The following is a 23,046-nucleotide window of genomic DNA, read 5'->3' on the forward strand; positions in this document are numbered from 1 at the left end:
GCCGTGACACTCGACATGCTGTTGCGCGGCGCGGCCGTCCTGGACGGCACCGGCGGTGAGCCGCGGCGGGTGGACGTCGGCGTACGCGACGGCCGCATCCGGTACCTCGGAACGCAGAGCCCTCCTCCGGCCGCCACGCGCCAGCTCGACATGTCCGGCCTGGTCCTCGCGCCCGGCTTCGTCGACATCCACACCCACTCGGACGTCAGCCTCCTGCACGACCCGGCCGGGCAGAGCAAGGCGCTACAGGGCGTTACCACCGAGGTCGTGGGCAACTGCGGCTACTCGGCGTTTCCCGTGCACCCGCAGCGGCGGGCGATGCTCGCCGACCACCTGGCCCGGCTCGGCGACCCGCCGACGGCCCTGGGCTGGACCGACTACGCCGGGTACGCCGACGCGCTGGACGCGGCCCGGCCCGCGATCAACGTCGCGGTACTTGTCGGACACAGTGCCCTGCGGATCGCGGCGATGGCCGACCCGTACGGCCCGGCGGGGCCCGACGACGTCGACCGGATGCGGCACCTGCTCGACGCGGCGCTGGCCGCCGGCGCGTACGGCATGTCCACCGGCCTCACCCACACACCGTCCGCGCTCGGCGACACAGCCGAGGTCAGCGCGCTGGTCGCGGTCTGCGCCCGGCACGACGCCCTGTACGCCACGCACGCACGCGCCGCCGCCGGCCGCGAGCTGGCCGCCATCGACGAGGCGATCGACACCACCCGGGCCACCGGCGGGCGGCTCCAGTTCTCCCACCTCGCCCTCAACGACCCGGAGTACTGGGGACGGGCCACGGACGCGCTCGACCGCTTCGACGCCGCCCGCGCCGAAGGGCTCGACGTCGCCTTCGACGTGTACCCGTACGACGCCTCCTCCTCCGCCCTCATCCAGTACCTGCCGCCCTGGGTACAGGACGGCGGCAGCGCCGGGCTGCGGGCCAACGCCGGCGACCTGGACTGGCGGCGCCGGGCACTCGACGCTGTGCGGGCCGGCTTCTTCGGGGGCATCCCGTGGCACTGGGACCGCGTGGTGGTCACCGCCGCCGGGCCGTACCACGAGCTGACCGGGCAATCCCTCGCGGCGATCGCCACCGCCCGCGGCCACGCCCCGGAACGGGTCCTGCTCGACCTCTGCGTCGAGCTTGGCGACACCGTCCAGGTCGTACTCCACTACCGCACCGAGGCCGACATGACCGCGTTCCTCGCGCACCCACTGTCGATCGTCGGCTCGGACGGCAACGCCCTCCCGCTGGCCGGCGCGGACAAGCCACATCCCCGCGCGTTCGGCACGTTCCCCCGCGTCCTGGGCCGGTACGCCCGCGACGCCGGCCTCTTCGGGCTCGCCGGCGCGGTACACAAGATGACCCTCGCGCCCGCCCGGCGGCTCGGCCTGGCCGATCGCGGGCGGATCGCCGAAGGCGCCGCCGCCGACCTTGTCGCCTTCGACCCCGGCGCGATCGCCGACCGGGCCACCTTCGCCGAACCCCGCCAGGCGCCCACCGGCATCGCGCTCACCGTCGTCGCCGGCGAGATTGTGGTACGCGACGGCGCGCTCACCGCCGCCCGCCCGGGAAAGGTGCTGCGCCGTGCCCGCTGAACACCCCAAAGGGCTGCCTCCTGGCGCAGACCCGCGCGGCGCGAACATCTTCGACGGCACGTTCCCGCTGCCGACCGCGGTACTCGACGACGCGGCACTGCGCCACAACATCGCCACGATGGCCCGCTACTGCGCGGACAACTCGGTGCTGCTCGCGCCGCATGGCAAGACAACGATGTGCCCGCCGCTGATCCAGCGGCAGCTGGACCACGGCGCCTGGGCGGTCACCGCGGCGACCGCGTGGCAGGCCGGCATGATGGCGTCGTTCGGCGTACCCCGCGTCCTGATCGCCAACGAAGTCGTGGACGCCGGCTCGACCGCGCTGCTCGACCGGCTGCTGGCCGACCGGCCCGACCTCGAGCTGTACTGCTACGCCGACTCGGCCGCGGCCCTGGATGCCCTGCTCGGTGGCATCGCGCCGAGCCGCCGGGCCCGGCTGCGACTGCTGGTCGAGCTCGGCATCGCCGGCGGGCGCACCGGCCTGCGCGACGACCGCGAGGCCCTCGACCTGGCCCGCCGGATCGCCACCGGTCCGGCGACCCTGGCCGGCGTCGCCGCGTTCGAGGGCATCATCGACGAACCCGTCCTCGCCACAGGCCTGGCCCGGGTCGACGCCTTCCTGCGCCGCGTCGCGGACCTGTGCCTGGCGATCGACGCCGCCGGGCTGGCTGGCGCCGACCCGATCGCCACGATCGGCGGCAGCGCCTACTTCGACCGCGTCGTCCGCCTGCTACCGGACGCGCTGGCCGGTACCGCCTTCCGGACCGTACTGCGCAGCGGCTGCTACGTCACCCACGACGCCGGCAGCTACCAGCTCCTCTCCCCCTTCGGTGCCAGCGGGCGGGAGCGGCCACGGCTGCGCGAGGCGCTGCACGTGTGGGCGCCCGTGCTGTCCCGGCCCGAGCCAGGGCTCGCCATCTGCGGCCTCGGCCGGCGGGACGCCTCCGCGGACGCCGGCCTTCCGGTGCCACAGCTCGTCCGCGCGGGTACCGGCCTGACCGCCCCGCTTTTGTCCACTGTGGTCACCGCGGTCAACGACCAGCACGCGTACCTCCAGGTGTCCCCGGCAACGGCGCTGGCCGTCGGCGACCTGGTCCGGTTCGGGATCTCCCACCCGTGCACGACATTCGACAAGTGGCGCCGTATCCCCGTCGTCGACCCGGACGGCACCGTCATCGAGGTGGCGCAGACATTCTTCTGAACCACCGTTCCGTCGGAAGGAGCGCGCAATGGCCCCCATCGGCTGGCCGTCATCGGCTGCGGTGACATGGAGGACGCCCACCAGCAGGTATTCGCCGGACTCGGTGACCGGATCACCGTCATCGGTACCGCCGACGTCGTCCTGGCCCGGGCCGAGCACGCCGCGCAGGCACTTGGCGCGCCACGCGCGGTCACCGACTACACCGAGCTGCTGGACGACGCCGACGCCTGCCTGATCGTCACGCCGCACGACCTGCACTACGAGATGGGCATGCGCTGCCTGCGGGCCGGCAAGCACGTACTGATGGAAAAGCCCATGGCCGTCTCCGAGGAGCAGTGCCTGGACCTCATTCACGCGGCGAGCACCGCCGAGCGGCAGCTCATGACCGCGTACCCGATGCGCTTCCACCCGCTCGTCGCCCACCTCCGGGAGCTGGTGGCCGCCGAGGCGTACGGCGAGGTGATCCAGGTGTCGGTCTACACCGAGCAGCACACCGAGCACCCGGAGGGGCACTGGATCCGCTCCGCCGCGCGGCTCGGCGGCGGGCAGCTGTTCAGCCACGGCTGCCACTACGTCGACCTGCTGCTGTGGATGCTCGGCGAGCCCGTGCGCGGTACGCACACCGGCACCCGGCGCGGCACCCCGTGGATGGAGTGGGAGGGCACGAGCAACGCGGTGATCGAGTTCGCCAGCGGCGCGCTCGGGTACCACTTCGGCACCTGGGGCGCCCGCGCCACCCGCCACGGGTACGCGATCCACGTGCACTGCGAGAAGGGCATGCTCGAAGCCGACCTCACCCGCGGCCTCCTCTACGCCCACCACCCCTGGGCCGGCGAGGCCCCGCGCGGCGGCCTCTCCGGGCGGCTCTCCCCCGACCCCGAGCACGCCGAGGTACTCATGGCGGTGCCCGCAGACTCCAAACACCTCGGCGGCGAACTCGTCCACTTCGTCGACTGCCTGGACAGCGGCGCCAGCCCGCTCACCGACGGCCCGGGCAGCCTGCAAGGGCTCCGCGTGATCTGGCGGCTCTACGAGGCCGAGCGGCGAGGCGTGGTCGCCGACCTGCGCGGCCTCGGGCTGAGCGCGGAATGGGACCGACCGGGTCTGGCCGGCCTCCCGCTGGCGTAGCTCAGCCGGCGCAGATCCGGTGGTAGTCCAGATCCGGCATGGTCGACCACCACTCTCGCTCACTCATCGGGCCCACCTGCGCGCACGCGGCCCGCACCGGATCGGCGGGCGCCGGGATCGGCGGCCCGCCCAGCGACCACACCGAGACAAGGTAGCCGTCGAGGTAGCCCTCGTCCGTGCGCTCGTGCTCGAAGACCGCCCACGTGCCGTCGTCGGCGACGAGGGCGCCGGTCGCGTAGGGTCCGAGCGGCAGCCGTGCGGCCGAGCCGTCCGCGTTCAGACGCCACGCGGTCGACTCGCCGTCCGGGTCTACCAGCTCCGCCCACACCCGACCGACGTCGACGTCGCACCCCGAGCAGTAGGTGCCGAGCCGAATCAGCCGTGGCGGGACGATGTCGAGGTTCCACAGCATCGCGGTCCTGTCCGGCAGCACGCCCACTGCCCACGGCGGGCTGGCCAGAAACTCGTAGATCTTGAGCGCCTGCGGGACGCTCGCCAACCGCACCGGCGCCGGGTCCAGGCGCCACAGCGCGGTCGTCCCGTCGGTGTGGCCGATCTGGGCGTAGCCGTCCTGAGCGAAGACGCGCTCCGGGTCGACCTGCGTACCGGCCGGCACAGGCGGGGCCGAGGGGTTGGCGAGGTCGCGAAACTCAGCGGTGCCGTCATCGCGGACCAGCACGATGCGCTGCGTGACGTCATCGATCTGCTCGGTTTCGATGTGTTCGCCGAGCACCTGTGGCGTCGTGTCCGGCAGGTCCCAGAGCTGGACGGCGCCGTCGTCGTGCGTCGTGACAAGCAGCTCCCGGCCGTCCGCCAGGGTTTCGAACGAGCCGTAGCTGACGTCCGGGCCGAGCCCGACCGGCTCCTTGGCGCCGGCGCCGAGGCGCCACAATAGATCTGGGCCCTCCTCGTCCACCGTGTACGCCCATTCGCCATCCGCCGACAGGTAGAGGCGATCGGCCAGTCGCCCGCCCAGCGCCTCACGGGGTGGGTCGGCGCTGAGGTCCCACAGCCGGTACTCGCGGCCGAGTCCGATCCCGTAGTGGAGGGTGTTGCCGGCGATGTCGAGGCCAAGGGCGTCCTCGGCGCCATCGGACAGCTCGACAGCTCGCCCACCTGGCGCGAGCGGTACGGCCCGCACCGACCCATCCAGCGTTTCGACGGCGGCCCACCGACCGTCTCCGTCGCCGAACCAGACGTACTCCACGCCTGGTCCGAGGTCCAGCAGCGGCTTGTCTGGCGCGTCGAGGTCATGGATCGTCGCGGTGTCGTCGTCGTACCTGATGACGGCGATCAGGCCGCCAGCGACGCCCGACGTGTCCCTGATGTCGCCGAACGGCAGCGGGATCTGCCGCGGCGGGGACTGGGCGAAATCCCACAGCACGTCGTTGCGGTCGTTGTACTGGATTCGCATCATGTCGTCTTCGATGCGGGTCAGGATCGACACGCCCGTGTCCAGCCGCTCCGGCTCGGGGCCCGCCGCGCGGGACCACCAGCCCAGCAGGTTGCCGCCCATGTCCACCCCGAGGAACCAGTCGCCGGCCTGCGCGGTCCAGTTCAGCCGGTAGGCCTGCCCACGGCCGCCGGACGCCTGGATCCGCAGCGTCTCGCCGAGCTCCCGGCGCGAGCTGGCGTCGGAGTCGGTCTCGGCGGCGGCGATCCGGAGCTGGAGAGCGGCCTGTGGGGACCGGGCGGCCAGTTCGTCGGCGCGCCGTACCAGGGCGCCAGCTTCCGCGTTGCGCTTGTCGGCGACGTAGTCGTCGACCTGCCTGCGTACGGCCGGCAAAATCGCCAGCACGATGATCAGCGGCAACGCCACCGCCGAGGCCGCGGTGGCGAGGCGGGTAATCGACTGGGCCCGCCGTTCGAGCACCTCGGGCGGCACGGTGGAGGGCTCCTGGTCCGGCGCGAGGTACTGCTCGACCTTGTCGTGACGGAACTGGTAGAACATGCCGACCTGGCGCAGCAGCCCGCGGCCATGCGCGTCTTCCAGGAAGGCGATCGTGTGCCGGGGCAGGCGCCGCGCCGCACCGAGCCAAAGCTGCGCCGTCGCGTACGAGACCCAGGCCGAGCCCGACCCGAGCAGCACCACGGCGCAGACCGCCAGCCCGCCGTAGAAGCCAGCCTCGACCGGCCCGAACGGCACGATGGCGTCGCGTTCCAGCCAGCCGGCACGGGCGCTGGCCACGACGAACGCCGCGATCCCGGCGGCCGTGGCGAGTCCGGCGGTGACCGCGATCGCGAGCGACGTCGTCCAGTCAGAGCGGAGCGCCGACCGAGGCGAGACAAGCGCGCCGTCGTCGAGCGGCGTCGCCAGCCAGCGCCCGACGCCGAGTGGCAGCCCGATCGCGCCGGCCAGCAGTACGGCGGTCCAGATCGCCGGTGACCGTCCGGCGGTCAGCACGGTGTCCAAGGTGTCGGGATGGTGGTCGAAGAGCGAGGTGTCGCTCAGCCGCTCGATGCCGACGAGGAGGCCGACGACGAGGCCAGCGGGCACGCTGAACAGCAGCCCGGTGCCGAGGCCGGACACGAGCCGCGGCACGAGGCTACGCAGCCGCCACGACGGGCGGGCCGGGGCGGCGCCACGCCACGCGCCGATACCGGCGTTGACGACGCTGAGCAGCCCGGCGACCGCGGCGATCGTGGCCGCCGCGGGCAGCTGGTCGAGGCTCCCACCCTGGCCGAGTAAGCCGGCGAAGCCGAGGCAAATCGTGAGCCCTGCCGCGACCGCTGCGTCCCGTAGCGAAGCCGCCCCGAGCACCCGCCCACGACCGCGCGCGGCGGCCGGATCGGCCGCGGCGGCGCGCTCCGCACCGCGGCCGGCGACGACGCCGAGCACGACGCCGACGAGGGCGCCGGTGCTGACGTTGCCGAGGCGGCCGGGGCCGAACGGCGTACCGATGCCGCAGGCGGCCGCGCCCAGCAGGCCGAGCAGCACGGCGCCCGTGAGCCGGTAGGCATCTGGCGGCACCCCCGCGCCAAGCTGCCACCAGGCGAGGTCCGGCCGGAGCAGGCGGCGCCGGACGAGCCGGGCCAGCGTGGCGAGATAACGCTCGGCCGCCGCCGGATCACGGTGGTCGCGGTAGACGGCCGGGACAAGCTGGGCGAGCAGGTGCGCCTCGACGGCTTCGGCGCTGTCGAAGTCGCTGACCAGCTCCGCCGGGTCGCGGTCGGCCGGGCGGTAGACGGTGCGAGCGAGCGAGATCATCAGCGGAGTGGACAGTGCCTCGGCGAGGTGGCCGTCCGGCTCGGCCCGCATCGCGGCGACCACCACGTCCCAGCGGGTACTGCCGGGCGGCTCGCCACCGGTGAGGAACTCCACGGCGTCCTCGACACCGATCGGGCTGATGGTGATCTCGGCGGCGAGCGGCAGCCGACCCTCCACCGCGACGATCGCGTCGTACTCGTCCTGGCGGCACGTGATGATCATGTTCAGCCCGCCGGCCGAGGCCGCGTCGCCGAGACGCCGGGCCGCTTCCCGCCGCATCGGCACCGGCAGCTCGTCGAGGCCGTCGAGCACGAGCAGCACCCTGTCGTGCTCCACGAGCTCACGCGCGGCGGCGGGACCGAAGCGCCGGGCGTCGGCCAGCTCCGGATAGTTTTCCGCGATCCACCGCGCGGCCCACGCCCGCAGCTCCTCCTCGGCCGGCTGCCACGCACTCAACGGGAGCAGCACCGGGACGGGCTCGGGCGCCGCGTCCGTCGCCCCGTCAGCACGGGAAACCCGGGGCGGCTCCAGCGCGGCGACGGTACACAGCACGGCGAGCGTGCTCTTGCCGGAGCCCGCCGCGCCCCGGATCACGAGCTGCCGGGTACGCAGCCGGCGGAACGCCGCGATAAGCCCGGCCGCCGGCTGCCGCGAACCTCCTACGAGCGCACCGTCGCGCAGCCCGGCGGCCCGACTCCCGGCCGGCAGCCCCGTCTTCGCCCAGCGCAGGCGCAGCGGCTGCGGGTGCTGGAGCCGGCGGGTCTCGATCTCCTCCCGCCACTGCCGGCCGACCCGGTGCGCCAGCCAGGCGGCGGCCGCGGCGAGCTGTTCGTCGCCGGCCGACTGGTCGTGCGAACGGCGAAGCTCGGCGCGGATCGCGACAAGCGCGACGGCCAGCGACGCGGCACTGACCACCGCGGACGCGACGCTCGCGAGCGAGTCGGCCGTCGACAGCCCGTTTTCCGGCCCACGGGCCAGCACGGCGAGCAGCGTGGCGAGCCCGCCCACGAAAGCAACCGCCGCCACGGCGAGCAGCCACCGGGTAGCGGCGGGCCGGCGGGCTCGGGGCACGCGTCAATGGTGACTGAACCGATCCATCCACCGCACCCCCGCCCCCAAGTCTCAACCGGACGGCCATGCACAGAATGGACGGACCGCATTGACCAGAACGACAGCCGTCCATTACTTGATCCTTGACGACGGTTCGGACGTAGTTTGAGAACGTGGGTGAGCGGGTCGTGGCGCTGGTCGCGCGGCTGATCATGCTTGGTGCGGTGGTCGGCGTAGTCGCGATGCACCAGCTGGCCGGCGTCCCTACCGGCCACTCCCACAAACATGGCGCAGCCCCGTCGGCACTCGCTGTGGTGGCGGCAGCCGATCACTGTCCGCACCCGCCCGGAGCTGACTGCCCGGACCGCTGGCATGGTCACCCCGGCCAGGTATGCCAGCCCCACCAGGGCGGAAATGGTCCCGACGGGGTCCCCGCCCTTTCGCCGCTGCCGACCACGCCCACCGAGCCACCACTGCTAACGGCGCACACGGCCGCGCGCGAGGCGGGCAACGGCACCGGCTGCGGTCCACCCGGGCTGGCTGAACTCTCGCTGCGACGCATATAGGCCGACTCCCGGCCGACCGCCGGCACCCGTTCACCAGGTGTACGGCCGTCGGCCGCTGGCCAACCTCGTTTCCAGCGACGAATCCAAGGAGTCGACCAAGATATGCGTAGCAGTTCAGTCATGCGCCGCGCCGGCGGCGTCATCGCGGTGGCCGCCGCCCTCGCCTTCGTCGGTGCCTGCGGCGGAGAGGGCCACGACGGCGGCGGCCACGGCGGCGAGCAGCAGCCCGCCGCGTCCGCCGGTGCCGGCACGCCGGCGGATGCCGCCGGGCACAACGACGCGGACGTCGAGTTCGCCCAGGGAATGATCCCGCACCACCAGCAGGCGGTGGAGATGGCCGAGCTCGCCGCCACCCGCGCGGCGAACCCGAAGGTCAAGGAGCTGGCCAGCAAAATCGCGGCGGCTCAGGGGCCAGAGATCGGGCAGATGAACGGGTGGCTGACCGCGTGGGGCGCCCCGCCACCGGCCACCAGCGGCGGCCACGACACGCACGGAAGCATGCCCGGCATGATGAGCGACGCCGACATGGCGGCGCTGGAGAAGGCCACCGGGCGGGACTTCGACAAGAGGTTCCTGGAGATGATGATCGAGCACCACGAGGGCGCGCTGCGGATGGCCACCAGCGAGCAGCAGCAAGGCCAGCACCCTGGGGCGAAGGCCCTGGCTCAAAAGATCGAGGCGGATCAGACGGCCGAGATCGAACAGATGCGAACCATGCTCCAGTCCGCCTGACCTCGTACACGGTGGTCCCGGCCCTCCCAGGGACCGGGACCACTCGGACCATCCCCCGCGTGCCGCCTCGCTGGGGGCCGCGCCGCTCAGGAGCGGCAGGTTTACAACGTCAACCCGAGTGGGTCAGGTGAGATCACATAGCATGTGCGCGTGCGTTTCGAGGTCTGCGTGGACGATGTCGAGGGTGTACTCGCCGCGCAGGCGGCGGGCGCCGACCGGGTGGAGCTGTGCGCCGCCCTCTCCGAGGGTGGGCTGACGCCCAGCGCCGGCGCGATCGCCGAGGCGCTCGACAGCACCACCATCGCCGTCAACGTGCTCATCCGCCCGCGCGGCGGCGACTTCATCTACGACCGGCACGAGATCCGGGCGATGCGGCGCGACATCGAGGCCGTCGCGGCGGCGGGTGCGCACGGGGTCGTCATCGGCGCGCTCACCGCGGACGGCGATGTGGACACCGCCGTATGCCGGCAGCTCATCGCGGACGCGGGCGGCCTGTCGGTGACGTTCCACCGCGCGTTCGACATGGCGCGGCTTCCCCGCGAAGCGCTCGCCGCGATCGCCGACCTCGGCATCGACCGGCTGCTGACCTCCGGCCAGGAAGCGACCGCGCTGGACGGCGCCCCGCTGATCGCCGACCTCGTCGCAGCCGCCGGGGATCGCCTCGCCGTGATGCCGGGCGGCGGCGTGACGGCGAGCAACGTACGGCGCCTGCGCGACCTGACCGGCGCGGGTGAGGTGCACTTCACCGCCCGGACCACAGTGGACAGTCCGGCCCGGCACCGCAACCCGCGGGCCAGCATGGGCGCGGCCACGGCGACCGCGGAGTACACGCGCCGCCGCACGAGCCAGGCGGCGATCGAGGAGCTGATCGCCGCCGCCGGCGCCCGGTAAGAAATCTCAGGAGCGCGGCGAGATACTTCATGGTTCCGCCGGGACGGCCGTCCGTACGTTGGCCGTACCGCGGAAGGGGTGGTGCGCATGGCACGGGAGGAAACACGCCAAGGGCTGCGGGTGGCCGTGGTGGGCCTGGAGTTCGGGCGCCAGTTCGTGCCGATCTACCGTGACCATCCCCTCGTCAGCACGGTCTTCGTCGCCGATCCGCGGGACGCGGTCCGGGACGCCGTCGCGGCCAGGTGTGCCGTGGCCGGTGCCTACCGCTCGCTGGACGAGGTGCTCGCCAACCCCGAGATCGACGCGGTCCACATCGTCACCGGGTTCGCCGACCGGACGGCACACACCGTCGCCGCCCTCGACGCGGGCAAACACGTCGCCTGCGCCGTACCGATGGCGCTGAGCTTCGAGGACATCGCCCGGATCGTCGCGGCACGGGCTCGCGCGGGCACGACCTACATGATGATGGAGACGGCCGTCTACACGCGGGAGTACCTCTTCGTCGAAGATCTTCTCCGGTCAGGCGCCCTCGGGACGATCAACTACGCCAAGGGCGCGCACCACCAGGACATGACCAACTGGCCGGCGTACTGGATGGGCCTGCCGCCGATGCACTACGCGACCCACGCGATCGCGCCGATCCTCCGGCTGCTGGACGCACCGGCGCAGCGGGTCGGCGCGGTCGGTGGCGGGGCGCTGGCGGCCGAGCACCGCGGTGCCGGCGGCAACCGGTTCGCCGTCGAGTCGGCCCTGGTCCAGGTGGCTGGCCGGGACGCCGTCGTCGAGCTTGTCCGGTCGCTGTTCCAGGTCGCCCACCCGGCCAGCGAGTCTTTCTCCGTCTTCGGCGACCGGCAGGGCTTCGAGTGGCCCCAGCGCGATGGCCGCGAGCCGCTGCTGCACACGCTCGAGGCACCGACGGCCGCGCGGGGGCGCCGGGTGACCACGCGGTCGGTGCGCGCGCCGGACCGCGCCGACCTGCTGCCCGAGCCGATCCGGCGGTACACGCGACCGGACCCCGAGGCCGGTCCGGGCGCGCTGATCCGGCATGGCGGGCACGGCGGGTCGCATCCCCACCTGGTACACGAGTTCGTGACAAGCATCGTGGAGAAGCGGCCGCCGGCGGTCGACCACACCCGCGCCGCGAACTGGACCGCTGTAGGCATCGCCGCGCATATGTCCGCGCTCGGCGGCGGTACTCCGGTCGGCGTCCCCGCGTTCTGAGCGGCGACTCAGCCCGAGGCCAGGCGGGCGGCCACCGCCGGTGGGGTGGGTAGCGAGCCCTGGGCGCCGAGGCCCTCGGTCGCGATCGCCCCGGCCGCCGCCGCCCAGCGGACCGCCGCTGCCAGCGGCTGGCCGTCGGCGAGCGCCACCGCCAGGCCCGCCGTGAACGCGTCACCGGCGCCGGTCGTGTCGACCACGTCGGCGGCGCACGGCGGTACGGGTACCGGGTCGGCACCCGCCACGTGCACGGTGCAGCCGGCCCCGCCGTGGGTGACCACCACGGCTTCCACCCCCGTGGCCAGCAGCGATTCGGTCCCGCCGAGCGTGGATACCTCCGTCTGGTTGGGGGTGAGCACCGAGACGAGTCCCAGCAACGAGTCGGGTAGCGGCTGGGCCGGGGCGGGGTTGAGCACGAAGCGCCAGCCGCGCGTGCGGGCGGCCGTGGCCGCGGCGTGTACGGCGTCGAGCGGGATCTCCAGGCAGGCGACCACGACCGCGTCGCCGGTGACGTCCGCCAGCGCCGAGGTGACCAGGTCCGGCGTGACCGCGGCGTTGGCGCCCGGGACGATCGCGATGGAGTTTTCCCCCGCGCCGTCGACCAGGATGATCGCGGTACCGGTCGGGCCGGCAACCGTGGTCAGCGCCTCGACGCGCACGCCGCGGTCCGCGAGCTGGCGGCGGGCGACTGTACCCCAGTGGTCGTCGCCGACGGCACCGACAAGGTGGGTCTTCGCGCCGAGGGCGACCGCCGCGGCGGCCTGGTTCGCGCCCTTGCCACCGTGCTCCTGCGTGAAGTGCGACATCGACACCGTCTCGCCGGGCAGCGGCATGCGCTCGCCGACGGCGACGAGGTCCACGTTGACTGAGCCGACGACCACGACCGTGCTCATGCCGCCATCCCGGTGTTCGCCATGCCTTCCACGAAACGCCGTTGTAGCACCAGGAACAAGGCCAACATCGGGAGCAGCATGATGAGGCCGGCCGCCGCGATGAGCACGTCGTTCTGGACGTACGACTGCTGGAAGGCGAAGAACGAGGTGGAGACCGGCATCTGCGCGTCGGACTGGAGGAAGGTCACCGCGAACAGAAACTCGTTGTACGCCGCGAGCGCCGTGATCAGCGCGACGGTGAGGATGCCGGGCAGCGCGTTGGGGAGGATGACCCGCGCGGCGATCCGCAGCTCACCAGCACCGTCGATGCGCGCGGCCTCCTCCAACTCTCGTGGCAGGGTCAGCAGGAAGGCCCGCAGCAGCAGCGTGCCGAACGGGCTCAGCGTCGCGCAGTAGATGATGATCAGCCCAAGTTTAGTGTCGTACAGCCCGGTCTGCGTCCAGATGTAGAAGAGCGGGACGAGGAACATCTGCATCGGCAGCGCGCTGCTGACCAGCAGGTAGAGGATGACCGAGCCGCCGCCGGGCAGGTCGAGCCGGGCCATCGCGTACGCGGCGAGGCCGGCGATGATCAAGGTGCCGACCACTGTTCCGGTGACCAGGATGGCGCTGTTGGCCAGCCCTCGGCCCATGTGCGCCTGGCTCCAGGCGTCGGCGAAGTTGGACCAGAGCAGCTTGGCCGGCGGGCCGAACGGGTTGTCCACGAGCTCGGCCTGCGTCTTGAACGCGGCGAAGACGAAGATGATCAGTGGCCCGACGGCGAACAGGGCGAGGATGAGCAGGACCGCCCACCCGCCGATACCGGCGGGCCGGCGTCCGCTCACACCCGCCACCCGGGGCGCACGCAAACGTTTCGGCCTCGTCAGGGCGCTGATGGCACTCATGCTTCCCACTTCCTGACCCGGCGCAGCACCTGGTAGGTGATGACGACGATCGCGGTGAACAGGGCCATCACCACGCCGATCGCGGAGGCGTACCCGGCTTCGAGGTTGGCGAAGGCGTTGCGGTAGAGCAGCGTGCTGAGCACGTCCGTGGCTCCGGCCGGACCGCCCTGGGTGAGGATGAAGACGAAGTCGAACGCGAGGAACGACCAGATGATCGTCTGCACGACGAGGAAGACGAGGGTCGGCCGGATGCTCGGCAGCGTGATCGACACGAACTGGCGGAACGGCCCCGCGCCGTCCAGCGCCGCGGCCTCGTAGAGCGCCGGGTTCACCGACTGCATGGAGGCAAGGAAGATCACGACCAGGAAGCCCCAGAACGCCCAGGTGTTGACCATCGCGACGGTACCGAGCGCCAGGTCCTGGTCGCCGAGGAAGTTCACACCGAAGACGCTGCCCAGGCCGTTGTCCGGCGAGAGCAGGGTCTGCCAGACGGCGGCGCTGACCACGGTCGCCACGGTGTACGGGATGAAATAGGCGAGCCGAAAGAGCACCTGGTACCGGCGTACCCGGGAGAGCAGGTACGCGCCGAAGAGCCCGAGCGTCATCGGCACGACAAGGCTGACGGCGGTCCAGATCAGGTTGTGGTAGAGCGCCGACTTGAACTCCTCGTCGCCCAGCATCCGGGTGTAGTTGTCGAACCCGATCCACTGCCCCGACCCGACACCGGACCAGTCGGTGAACGAGTAGTACACCGACTGCACGGCGGGCCAGAGGATCACCGTGACGTTCGAGGCGACGAGCGGGAGCATGAAGAGCCAGGCCACAAGCCGGGTGCGGTGGCTCACGCGGCGGCGCCGCGGCCGGCTACCCGGGCGGGTAGCCGGCGCGGCCTTGGGGAGAGTGGCGGTGGGTGCGGTCATGGGGCCGGCGTCAGTCCGGGAGCGGCGGTACGACGCCGGCGGCGAGCTCGGGCCCGAAGGCGTCCGCTATCCCCTGGCAGTACGCCTGGGCGGTGAGCTTGCCCGTGATGAGCTTCTCCCAGCCCTCGATGATGTAGGTGTCGGTCTTGGGCGGGAAGAACGTCCAGGTGGTGTAGCCGACGTGGGTCGCGCTGGAGAAGGCCGCGAAGAGGCTCGAAACCCGCTTGTCCAGGTCGGCGGGGAAGTCGGCTTCGGTCATGGCGATCGGCGGGGGCGGCTCGTTGGCCTCGGCGAGCGCCCTGCCCTGCCGCTTCGGGTCCGACATGTTGAAGTCGATCCACTCGGCGGCGGCGTCCGGGTTCTTCGACTTCGCGTTGATCGAGTTGGTGCCGCCGACAGCCAGCTCCCAGACGTCCTCGGGCACACCGTCCCGCAGCGAGGGGACGGCACCCCACGCCCACTCCGCGTCGTTGCCGCCCTCCTTGCCGAAGAACGGCCCGATCTCGCCCAGCCCCCAGGTGCCGGTGATGTTGAATACCGCCTCACCCTTGGCGAGCTGCTGGTACTGCTGGGGGAAGGTATTGGTGAAGTAGCGGTCCACGGCGCCGCCCCACCAGCCGTCCACAAAGTACTTCCGGGCCTGCTCCATCGCGTCGACGAAGACCGGGTCGCTGAACTTGATTTCGCCCTTGAGCGCCTGGCGTACGGCGTCGGGGCCGGCGATGTGGTTGAGGAAAACCGAGACGTGCCACTCGTTGGCGTTCTTGTAGTCCGCGTTGCCGGCGCTCACCGGGATCATGCCCTTGGCCTTGGCCTCCCGGCAGATCGCCTCGAACTCGGCGCGCGTCTTCGGAAACGTCCAGCCGTGCTGCGACATGGTCGCCGGGTTGTAGAAGATTTGCATCGACTCGTAGTTGGTCGGTAGCGCGACGAGCTTGCCGTCGATGACGCCGGTCTTCATCGCCCAGCCGAGGATGCGATCGTTCCAGCCGAGCTTCTTCGCGTAGTCGTCCAGCGGCAGGAGGTACCCGGCGGCGGCGTACTCCCGCAGCGGGCCGGGGCCGGCGGCCGCGACGATGTCGGGGCCGGACCCGGCGGCCAGCGCGGTCTGCTGTTGCTGCTCGAAGTTGTCGAACTGCTTGACCGACAGCTCTGCCGGCACCGCCGGATGCTCCTTGTTGAACGCCTCAAGGGTGTTCGTGCGGAACCAGTTTTCGGCTTCCTTGCTGGCGAAACCGGACCAGACCACGATCTTGCCGGAGTTGCCGCCGGGGGCGTCGCCGCCGCCGGCGCAGGAGGCGAGGAAGGTGGCGAGCGCGGTGCCCCCGCTCAACTTGAGCAGATTCCGGCGGGAAAGACCGGAAGGAACGTTATTCATGGGGTGGGTTCTCCTGTTCTGTCACCGGAAGCCGGTGGGGTCGGCAAACGGCTGAGGGCCGATCAGGCCCGAATCAGGAGGCGGCCCGCTAGGCCGACTCCCGGACGTTGAGGGCACCGGGCACGACGATGTCCCGGAACGGGCCCGTCAGCTCCCCGGTTATCCGCTGGAGAAGCAGCCGGCCGCAGACCGTCCCCTTCTCGTAGGCGCGGTTGTCAATCGTCGTCAACTGGGGATGGACCAGAGCGGCGGCGTCGATGTCGTCGAAGCCGGTCACCGCCACGTCATCGGGTACGGCACGCCCCGCGGCCCGGAGCGCGTCTATCGCGCCAATGGCGCCCAAATCGTTTGCGCAGACGATCGCGTCGAAGTCGAGACCCGCGTCGAGGGCCGCCGCCACGGCCGCGCGCCCGCCTTGCCGCGTGTAGTCGCAGCGGATGACGAGCTCCGGAACGATGGGCAGGCCGGCACCGAGCAGCGCGTCCTCGTAGCCGGAGAGCCGCGAGTCGGCCGGCCCGACGCCCGGCAGCCCGCCGACGAACGCGATCCGGGTGCGGCCCCGCCGCAGCAGGTGCCGGGTCGCCTCGGCGACGCTGACCTTGTCGTCACCGTGCACCCGGTCGCCGATCGGCGCCTTCAACGGGCCGAGTATGACCACCGGTGTATGCCCGCCCACCAGGGACTGGACGTACTCGCCGGGCGTACGGAACAGATCGACGATCAGGCCGTCGACGGCCCGCCCGACCATGTCGGAGATGAACGCGGCCTCGCGATCGGCGTCTCCGTCGGTGCTACAGACGACGACCTGGTAGCCGGCGTCGCGGATCGCGTCCTGCACGCCCCGGGCGACCATGGGATAGAACGGGTTGGTGATGTCGGGCATCACGAACGCGATGGTCTGGGTGCGCGCCTTGCGCAGGCCCACCGCTAGCTGGTTGGCCCGATAGTTGAGCTCCTTGACGGCGGCGAGGACCTTCGCCCTCGCCTCGTCGGAGACCGGCCGCCGGCCGCTCAGCGCGTGCGACACGGTCGTCCGGCTCACGCCGGCGATCTCCGCGACGTCTGCGATACGAGCTCGCGATGGCATGGCCAAGCTCCTGACGGCTGTACGGGGTCCGGCGCAAACCGGTTTGGTAAATCTCACCCGCCGGGCGGGGTGTTACGGAAGTTTGGGTCATGATCCTGAGCTTGTCAACCGGAGGTTTCCCGACTTTAGGTGTGTATCGCCGATCTGAGATAGGAAGTGGACCACATTGGCCGCACCCCTCTAGCGCAAACGCGTTTGCGCGTTATCGTGTGGCTCCAGCCCTAGATCACCGACGTTGACGGAGCGAAAGTTCATGACTGACCTGCGCGACCGCGTCCACGGTGCGGTCCTCGGCCAAGCCATCGGCGACGCCCTCGGTGCGCCGACCGAGGGGATGACGCGCGAGGCGATCCGTGCCGCCCATGGCCGGGTTACCGGCTTCCTGTCCGACGATCCCGCCGGTACCGACGACACCGAGTACGCCGCGCTGACCGCGCGGATCCTGCTGACCTACGGCCCGGCGCTGACCATCGACGACGTCTCCAACGAGTGGGAGCGGGTGCTCGTCCACCAGAATGGCGGCTTCAACCGCGGCGGCTTCTCCGAGATGGAGGGGATACACAACCTCGCCCGCGGGCTGCGCGCCCCGGACACCGGCTCGGACAACCATGAGATGTGGAGCGACGGGTCGGCGATGCGGGTCGCGCCGATCGGAGCGTACTTCGCCGGCGACCCCGCCGAAGCGGCCCGGATCGCGGGCATCGACGCCCAGGTGAGCCACGCCCGGGACGGCATCTACTGTGGACAGGCGGTAGCCGCCGCCGTCGCCGCCGCGGCGACCACCGACGACTGGCGGGTGGTGGTCGACGCGGGCGTCGCCGCGATCCCCGCCGACTCCTGGTCGGCCCGAATGGTCAACCGCGCGGTGGCGATCGCGACCGGCCCGGGTACCGCCGAGGAGCGCCTCGACGAGCTGGAGCGGCGCATCTCGATCTTCCACTACCCCTGGTCCGACGTGGCCCCCGAAGCCACCGCGCTCGCGTTCGGCGTATTCGCCACCGCCGAGGGCGAGTACGTCGACTCGGTGCTCGGTGGCGTCAACATCGGACGCGACGCGGACACCATCGCCGCGATGGCCGGTGCCATGGCCGGCGCCCTGCGCGGCGCGAGCGCGATCCCCGCCGAGTGGTCAAGCCGGATCGTCGCGCTGCGCGGCACCTGCATCCACAACACCGCGGGAGTACGCCTCTCCGCGCTCGCCGACGAGATCGCCGACGCCGTCGAGGCGCGCGGCACCGCTACCCCGAACGGAGCCACCCGATGACCACGCCTGCCGACGCCGCGTTCCTGGACCGAGCGGAAGGCGCGCTCTTCGGCCTCGCCGCCGGCGACGCCGCCAGCTTCCCCGCCATGTGGCACCGCATGCTGCCGCTGCCGCGACGGCGTGAGCTGCTGGCGAGGTTCACAGTGGAGGGTGACGCCCAGCGGGTCAACAAGCTCCCCGTGCCCTTCAGCATGAGCGCCAGCCCGGCCCTGATGGACTTCGGCCCGACCGACGACGCGGAGCAGGCGGCGCTCGGCGCGCAGATCGTGCTCGCGGTCCCCGCCGACCCGAGCATGGACGACCTCTTCGACGCGTGGTGGAGCCGGGTCGAGCCGCAGCACGAGGAGCTCTGGGGGTCCGTGGCCGACCGTTCGGCCGTGACCAACGCACTGCTCGGCCTGCGCGCGCCGACGACCGGCAACGACAACCCCCACCACTACGACGACTCGGCGCTGGCCCGGGTGCTGCCGGTCGGCATCCGGTGGGCCGGCGACCCCGATCAGGCCGCCACCGTTGCGCGCCGCCTTGCCTCGATCACCAACGCCGAGGTCGGCGTCGACGGCGCCGCCGCGTTCGCCGTGGCCATCGCGGTCGCCGTCGGTGGCGGCACGCTCGCGGAAGCCGTCGACGCCGCCCGCGGTCAGATCTCCGCGCAGACCTGGCTGGGCCGGAAGCTCGCGGTCGCCGAAGAGGCGCTCGGCGAGTCCGGCTCGGCGTTCGCGGCCATTCCCCTGTGGAGCGACAAGGTGGTCAACCCCGAGTACAACTTCGGCAACGTGGTCGCCGAGACGCTACCGCTGGCGCTGCTCATCGCCCGGGAGAGCGGGAGCCTCGCCGAGGCGCTCGGCGCCGCCGCGCTGCTGCCCAAGCCGGCCGACACGTTGCCGGCACTGGTCGGGGCGCTGGTCGGGGCTTCGGTTGGCGCCAGCGCACTGCCGTCCACCTGGCGCGGGCCGATCGACGAGCTGGCCGGCCTCTGCGTACCGTCCACACAGGGCGTACGGCTGGGCGAGCTGGCCGCCGCGCTGGCAGCGGCACCCGCTGGTGGTGGCGACCTCGCCTGAACCGACGACGGCTCGCGCCCCGGGTGACCGGCACCCGCGGCGCGGGCTTTCGGCGCCCGTAGCGCATTTGCCCTGGCTTTGGCCTTTTCCCGAAACGGCGAACAGGAAAGCGTGTCGGGTTCCTGTCGCTCACCAATTCGGGTGACACCGAGCGCGATACGTTGCGCCCCACCAGATCCCCGGTGACTCAGGGACGTCGACATAAGACGGTGGGCGGATGCGCATCTATTTCCGGCGGTGGCCTTTCCTTGCTGTTTTGAAGGCTATTGTGCTGGTCATCGTATTGGGGACGGTGACATTCGAGAATGCGCCGGAGCGCCCGCAGCCGGTGGCTTTGACATATCCGGTCGCCCTCCGAGCGGCTCACCAGACCACCGTCTCCGTCCGTTATGGACGGCTCCCGAGCGGCTGGCGGCCCGCGTCGGGACTCGCCACGGAGGCGGCGGGCGCGGCCGCGCCGTTCCGGCAGTGCCCGCAGGTCGGGGCGGCGACCGGCTGCGGCGCGCTCATCGAGGTCACCGGCACGGGTGCGGTGGCTGTCCGTTCGGATCCCGGCCAGCGCCCGTACGACGGCCTGAGCGGCGCCACCCTCGTCGGCGTGCTGAACTCCAGCCCGGCGCCGGTCCGCGAGCTGTCCCTGGCCGCTGACGCCCAGCTGTTCTCGTTCCACACGGGCGGGCTCTGCGGTGTCCACGATGGAGCGGTGCCGGGCGGGTGTCCCTTCGGCGGTACCGGCTTCGAAGGTCCCGGCGTCACCTTCGCCCGCCTCGGCACCGACCGGCGCAGCGGCAAGGTGCGCTTCCACCCTCCGCTCGGCCCGGGCGCCACCGCCTACTTCGCGCTGGCGCAGGCCCCGGCGGCGAGCGTCGCGCCCGCCGGCAGCCCGACCCGCGCAGGCGAGGGTGGCCCGCCGAGCCGGACCCGCCCGATGCCCTCCTGCGGATCCACCGTCAACTGCGCCACCGGCGTGTGGTGGGAGGAAACCACCGACGTGTCGATCGCCGGTCGAGGCGCACCGCTCGCCTTGACCCGGACCTACCGCTCCGACCGCGCCGACCAGGACTCGCGGTTCGGGCAGGGCTGGGTCGACAGCTACGGCATGTCGGTTTCCACCGACGCGGGCACGGCCAAGGTCACCGAGGAGAACGGCGCGTCGCTGCTCTTCACCTCGGACGGCCAGGGCGGTTACCGGGCGCCGCCTGGGCTGCCGGCGACCCTGATCTTCAGGCCCGGCAGCGGTTTCGAGTTCCGCCGGTACGCCGACGGGATCCGGCACCTGTTCACCGAGTCGGGGCGGCTGGTCCAGCAGAGCGACGCCCACGGCAACACCACCCACCTGACGTACGACGACGACTTGCTGACCCGGGTCACCGATCCGGCCGGCCGGACCTTGCGCTTCGGCTACCTCGGCGGCCGGGTGTCCACTCTGGAGGTCGTGGACCGGGACACCGACCTGGCCGCGCGGACCTGGCGTTACGGGTACAGCGGCGGCGACCTGACCCGGGTCACGGACGTGCGCAGCAAGCGCACCTGGACCTTCGGCTACGACCCGGGCCACCGGATGGTGACGGCGCGCAGCCCGCGCGGCGGCATCCGATCCGTCACGTACGACGAGGCGCACCGGGTGAAGGCCCTGGTGGATCCGACCGGCGGGCAGACGAGCTGGTCCTACCGAGGCGACGGGGCCGCCCCGTCCGGCGGCACCACCACGATGACCGGTCCGGAAGGCGACGTCAGCGTCTTCGAGTACGCCAGCCTGGAGCTGACGGCGGTCACCCGCGGCGCCGGCAGCCGGGACGCGGCCACCACCCGCTACACGTACGGGCCTGGCGCGCTTGTCTCCTCGGTGACCGACGGAAACGGCCACACGACACGGTACGACCACGACGCCGGCACGGGCGATCTGCTGCGGTTGACCGACGCTCGCGGCAACACCACCACCTACCGGTACGACAACCCGGGCGAGATCGCGGCCGTGGTCAACCCGCTGGGCGCGACCACCGAGTACCGGTACGACAACGGCAGGCTGACCGCGATGGTCGACGCCGAACGGCAAGCGGTCACGTACCACTACGACAGCGCTGCCCACCCGGGCGACCTGAAGTGGATCAAAGGCCCGGACCCCGACAAGGACAAGCAGGTCACCACCCTTGAGTACGACGACTGGGGCAACGTCGTGTCGTCGACCGTCTACCCGCACCTCGAGGAACGCGCCACCACGAATTACACATACGACTTCGCCGGAAACCCCACATCCGTTGTCGACCCGCTCGGCGGCGAGACCCGGTTGACGTACAACGCCGCTGGGCAGCCGGAGCAGCTCGGCGCGGGCACGAAGGCGATCCGGTACGACGGCAACGGCAATGTGGAGCAGGCGACCGACCACAGTGGAAACGTCACGCGGTTCACGTATGACGACGCCGACCGGCCCGTCATGGTGATCCGCGCCGACGGCAGCAGCACCCGTACCGGCTATGACCGCGCCGGCCGCGTAAACCTACAGGTCGACGCGGCCGGACTGCCCACCAAGTTCACCTACGACGCGCTGGACCGGGTCATCTCGGTCACCGACCCGCTTGGGCGCATCACCCGGATGGGCTATGACCGGGCGGGCAACCAGACAAGCCTGACCGACCCGGCGGGCCGGCTCACCCGATACGGGTACGACGAGGCGAACAACCTTGTCTCGGTCACCCAGTCGCGCGGTGACGTGCCGGGCATCGTGTACCACTACGACGAGGCCGGCCGGCTGGACTCGATGGACGACGGCACTGGGCACACGAAGTACTCGTATGACCGGAACGACAGGCTCACCGGCGTCACTAACGGCGCCGGCCTCACTGTCAGGTACACGTACGACGGCGCGGGAAACCAGGTCGGGCTGACCTACCCCGCCGGCACCGTCAGGCGCACGTACGACAACGCGGACCGGCTCACCACGGTCACCGACTGGGGCGGCCGCACCACAGAGTTCGAGTACGACATAGCCGGAAACCTCACCTCGCAGAAATACCCCAACGGGATCGTCACCAGCTACGAATCCGCCATCACCAGCAAGCTCGGCGACGCCACCAAGGCGGAGTTCGGATACAACCGGGATGCGGCCAACCGGATCAGCTCAGCCACGACCGAGTTCGACGGGCAGCCGAAAACCACCATCGCGTACACGTACGACACGCTGAACCGGGTCGGGACCGGCGATGGCGGCGCGTTCGGGTACGACAGCGCGGGCAACCTGGACGCCTTCCCGGACGGGACCGAGCAAGCCTTCGACGCCGCGGGACAGCTGAGGACCACGACCCCGGCCGATGGCACGGCGGTGACCTACGGCTACGACGAGCAGGGCAACCGCGCTTCGGTCACGACCGGCGCCGGCACCACCGACCTCAGCTACGACGAGGCCAACCACCTCACCGGGTACGGCGAGGACATCCAGTACACCTACGACGGCACCGGCCAGCGAGCCAGCGCGACGGTGAACGGCAGCACGTCGACCTTCGCCTGGGACCACTCGACCTCTGTCCCATTGGTGCTCACCGATACCGCCAACTCCTACCTCTACGGCCCGAACGGCCAGCCCATCGCGCAGATCGGCCGCGACGGCACGGTCCGGTACCTGCACACCGACGCCCAGGGCAGCGTCCGCATGCTCACCGACGAGCGCGGCGGCACGGTGGAAACGCGCGGCTACGACGCCTTCGGCCGGCCGACCGGGCCAAGCGGCGGCTCTCCCCTGGGCTACGCCGGTCAGTACACGGACCAGGGCACCGGATTCCAGTACCTGCACGCCCGTCACTACGATCCGGCCACCGGGCAGTTCCTCACCCGCGATCCCTCGCCGCGCTGACCCGCGCGCCGTTCTCGTACGCCGGTAACAACCCACTCAACGCCGCGGACCCGTCCGGCCTGTCCTGGTGGAACCCGATCGACCTGCTCAAGAAGGCCGCGTCCTTTGCGGTCCGGGCCGCC

Annotated in this window: 16 protein-coding genes; 10 read left to right on the forward strand and 6 right to left on the reverse strand. The window is 71.6% G+C overall.

Going from position 1 to position 23,046, the window contains the following annotated elements:
* Positions 1-3 precede the first annotated feature (3 nt).
* Genes Pflav_RS20730 through Pflav_RS20740 form a run of 3 tightly spaced genes read left to right on the forward strand, consistent with a single transcriptional unit; the run spans position 4 to position 3,922 of the window.
* On the forward strand, positions 4-1,593 hold the full coding sequence (locus Pflav_RS20730) for an N-acyl-D-amino-acid deacylase family protein (RefSeq protein WP_173037624.1): 1,590 nt from the start codon (positions 4-6) through the stop codon (positions 1,591-1,593).
* Positions 1,583-2,794 carry a type III PLP-dependent enzyme domain-containing protein gene (locus tag Pflav_RS20735; protein WP_173037625.1) on the forward strand — a complete coding sequence of 404 codons (1,212 nt, stop codon included), beginning with the start codon at positions 1,583-1,585 and terminating at the stop codon, positions 2,792-2,794. The genes Pflav_RS20730 and Pflav_RS20735 overlap by 11 nt, the downstream gene beginning before the upstream one ends.
* A 51-nt stretch (positions 2,795-2,845) precedes the next feature.
* Entirely contained in the window at positions 2,846-3,922 is a 1,077-nt protein-coding gene (locus Pflav_RS20740; protein WP_269474633.1) for a Gfo/Idh/MocA family protein, read from the forward strand.
* A 1-nt stretch (position 3,923) separates the two neighbouring features.
* Here the strand turns inward: Pflav_RS20740 and Pflav_RS20745 are convergent, their stop codons facing one another.
* Positions 3,924-8,201: an NACHT domain-containing protein gene (locus tag Pflav_RS20745; protein WP_173037627.1), complete on the reverse strand. Its 4,278-nt coding sequence runs from the start codon at positions 8,199-8,201 to the stop codon at positions 3,924-3,926.
* Between the two features lie 191 nt (positions 8,202-8,392).
* Here Pflav_RS20745 and Pflav_RS48845 point away from each other — a divergent pair, with 191 nt between their 5' ends.
* The 4 genes from Pflav_RS48845 to Pflav_RS20760 all read left to right on the forward strand — a co-directional run bounded on the left by Pflav_RS48845 (position 8,393) and on the right by Pflav_RS20760 (position 11,590).
* On the forward strand, positions 8,393-8,746 hold the full coding sequence (locus tag Pflav_RS48845; protein ID WP_377310593.1) for a DUF6153 family protein: 354 nt from the start codon (positions 8,393-8,395) through the stop codon (positions 8,744-8,746).
* Between the two features lie 102 nt (positions 8,747-8,848).
* Positions 8,849-9,478 carry a DUF305 domain-containing protein gene (locus tag Pflav_RS20750; RefSeq protein ID WP_173037628.1) on the forward strand — a complete coding sequence of 210 codons (630 nt, stop codon included), beginning with the start codon at positions 8,849-8,851 and terminating at the stop codon, positions 9,476-9,478.
* A gap of 150 nt (positions 9,479-9,628) precedes the next feature.
* Positions 9,629-10,369 (forward strand): copper homeostasis protein CutC, encoded by a 741-nt coding sequence (locus Pflav_RS20755; RefSeq protein WP_197938666.1) that lies wholly within the window; start codon positions 9,629-9,631, stop codon positions 10,367-10,369.
* A gap of 87 nt (positions 10,370-10,456) precedes the next feature.
* On the forward strand, positions 10,457-11,590 hold the full coding sequence (locus Pflav_RS20760) for a Gfo/Idh/MocA family protein (protein WP_173037630.1): 1,134 nt from the start codon (positions 10,457-10,459) through the stop codon (positions 11,588-11,590).
* Positions 11,591-11,598: 8 nt separating this feature from the next.
* On the opposite strand, the gene Pflav_RS20765 is transcribed toward Pflav_RS20760, so the two are convergent.
* From Pflav_RS20765 to Pflav_RS20785, 5 genes are all read right to left on the reverse strand, one after another.
* On the reverse strand, positions 11,599-12,480 hold the full coding sequence (locus Pflav_RS20765) for a ribokinase (RefSeq protein WP_173037631.1): 882 nt from the start codon (positions 12,478-12,480) through the stop codon (positions 11,599-11,601).
* Positions 12,477-13,304: a carbohydrate ABC transporter permease gene (locus Pflav_RS20770; protein WP_173037632.1), complete on the reverse strand. Its 828-nt coding sequence runs from the start codon at positions 13,302-13,304 to the stop codon at positions 12,477-12,479. The genes Pflav_RS20765 and Pflav_RS20770 overlap by 4 nt, the downstream gene beginning before the upstream one ends.
* Before the next feature lie 56 nt (positions 13,305-13,360).
* Positions 13,361-14,284, reverse strand: a complete 924-nt coding sequence (locus Pflav_RS20775) for a carbohydrate ABC transporter permease (RefSeq protein WP_197938667.1) — start codon at positions 14,282-14,284, stop codon at positions 13,361-13,363.
* Positions 14,285-14,294: 10 nt separating this feature from the next.
* Positions 14,295-15,617, reverse strand: coding sequence for an ABC transporter substrate-binding protein (locus Pflav_RS20780; protein ID WP_173037633.1), 1,323 nt, complete (start codon positions 15,615-15,617; stop codon positions 14,295-14,297).
* A 133-nt stretch (positions 15,618-15,750) separates the two neighbouring features.
* The gene (locus Pflav_RS20785; RefSeq protein WP_173037634.1) at positions 15,751-16,749 is read right to left on the reverse strand and encodes a LacI family DNA-binding transcriptional regulator; all 999 of its coding nucleotides are present in this window, start codon (positions 16,747-16,749) and stop codon (positions 15,751-15,753) included.
* Positions 16,750-17,002: 253 nt separating this feature from the next.
* Between Pflav_RS20785 and Pflav_RS20790 the strand changes: the two genes are divergently transcribed.
* The 3 genes from Pflav_RS20790 (at position 17,003) to Pflav_RS20800 (ending at position 22,924) form a co-directional block, all read left to right on the forward strand.
* Positions 17,003-18,013 (forward strand): ADP-ribosylglycohydrolase family protein, encoded by a 1,011-nt coding sequence (locus tag Pflav_RS20790; RefSeq protein WP_173037635.1) that lies wholly within the window; start codon positions 17,003-17,005, stop codon positions 18,011-18,013.
* Positions 18,010-19,077 carry an ADP-ribosylglycohydrolase family protein gene (locus Pflav_RS20795; RefSeq protein ID WP_173037636.1) on the forward strand — a complete coding sequence of 356 codons (1,068 nt, stop codon included), beginning with the start codon at positions 18,010-18,012 and terminating at the stop codon, positions 19,075-19,077. The genes Pflav_RS20790 and Pflav_RS20795 overlap by 4 nt, the downstream gene beginning before the upstream one ends.
* 292 nt (positions 19,078-19,369) lie before the next feature.
* Positions 19,370-22,924 carry a DUF6531 domain-containing protein gene (locus tag Pflav_RS20800; protein WP_173037637.1) on the forward strand — a complete coding sequence of 1,185 codons (3,555 nt, stop codon included), beginning with the start codon at positions 19,370-19,372 and terminating at the stop codon, positions 22,922-22,924.
* The last annotated feature ends 122 nt before the right edge of the window (positions 22,925-23,046 follow it).

This window comes from Phytohabitans flavus (genome assembly GCF_011764545.1).
GTDB classification, from domain to species: domain Bacteria; phylum Actinomycetota; class Actinomycetes; order Mycobacteriales; family Micromonosporaceae; genus Phytohabitans; species Phytohabitans flavus.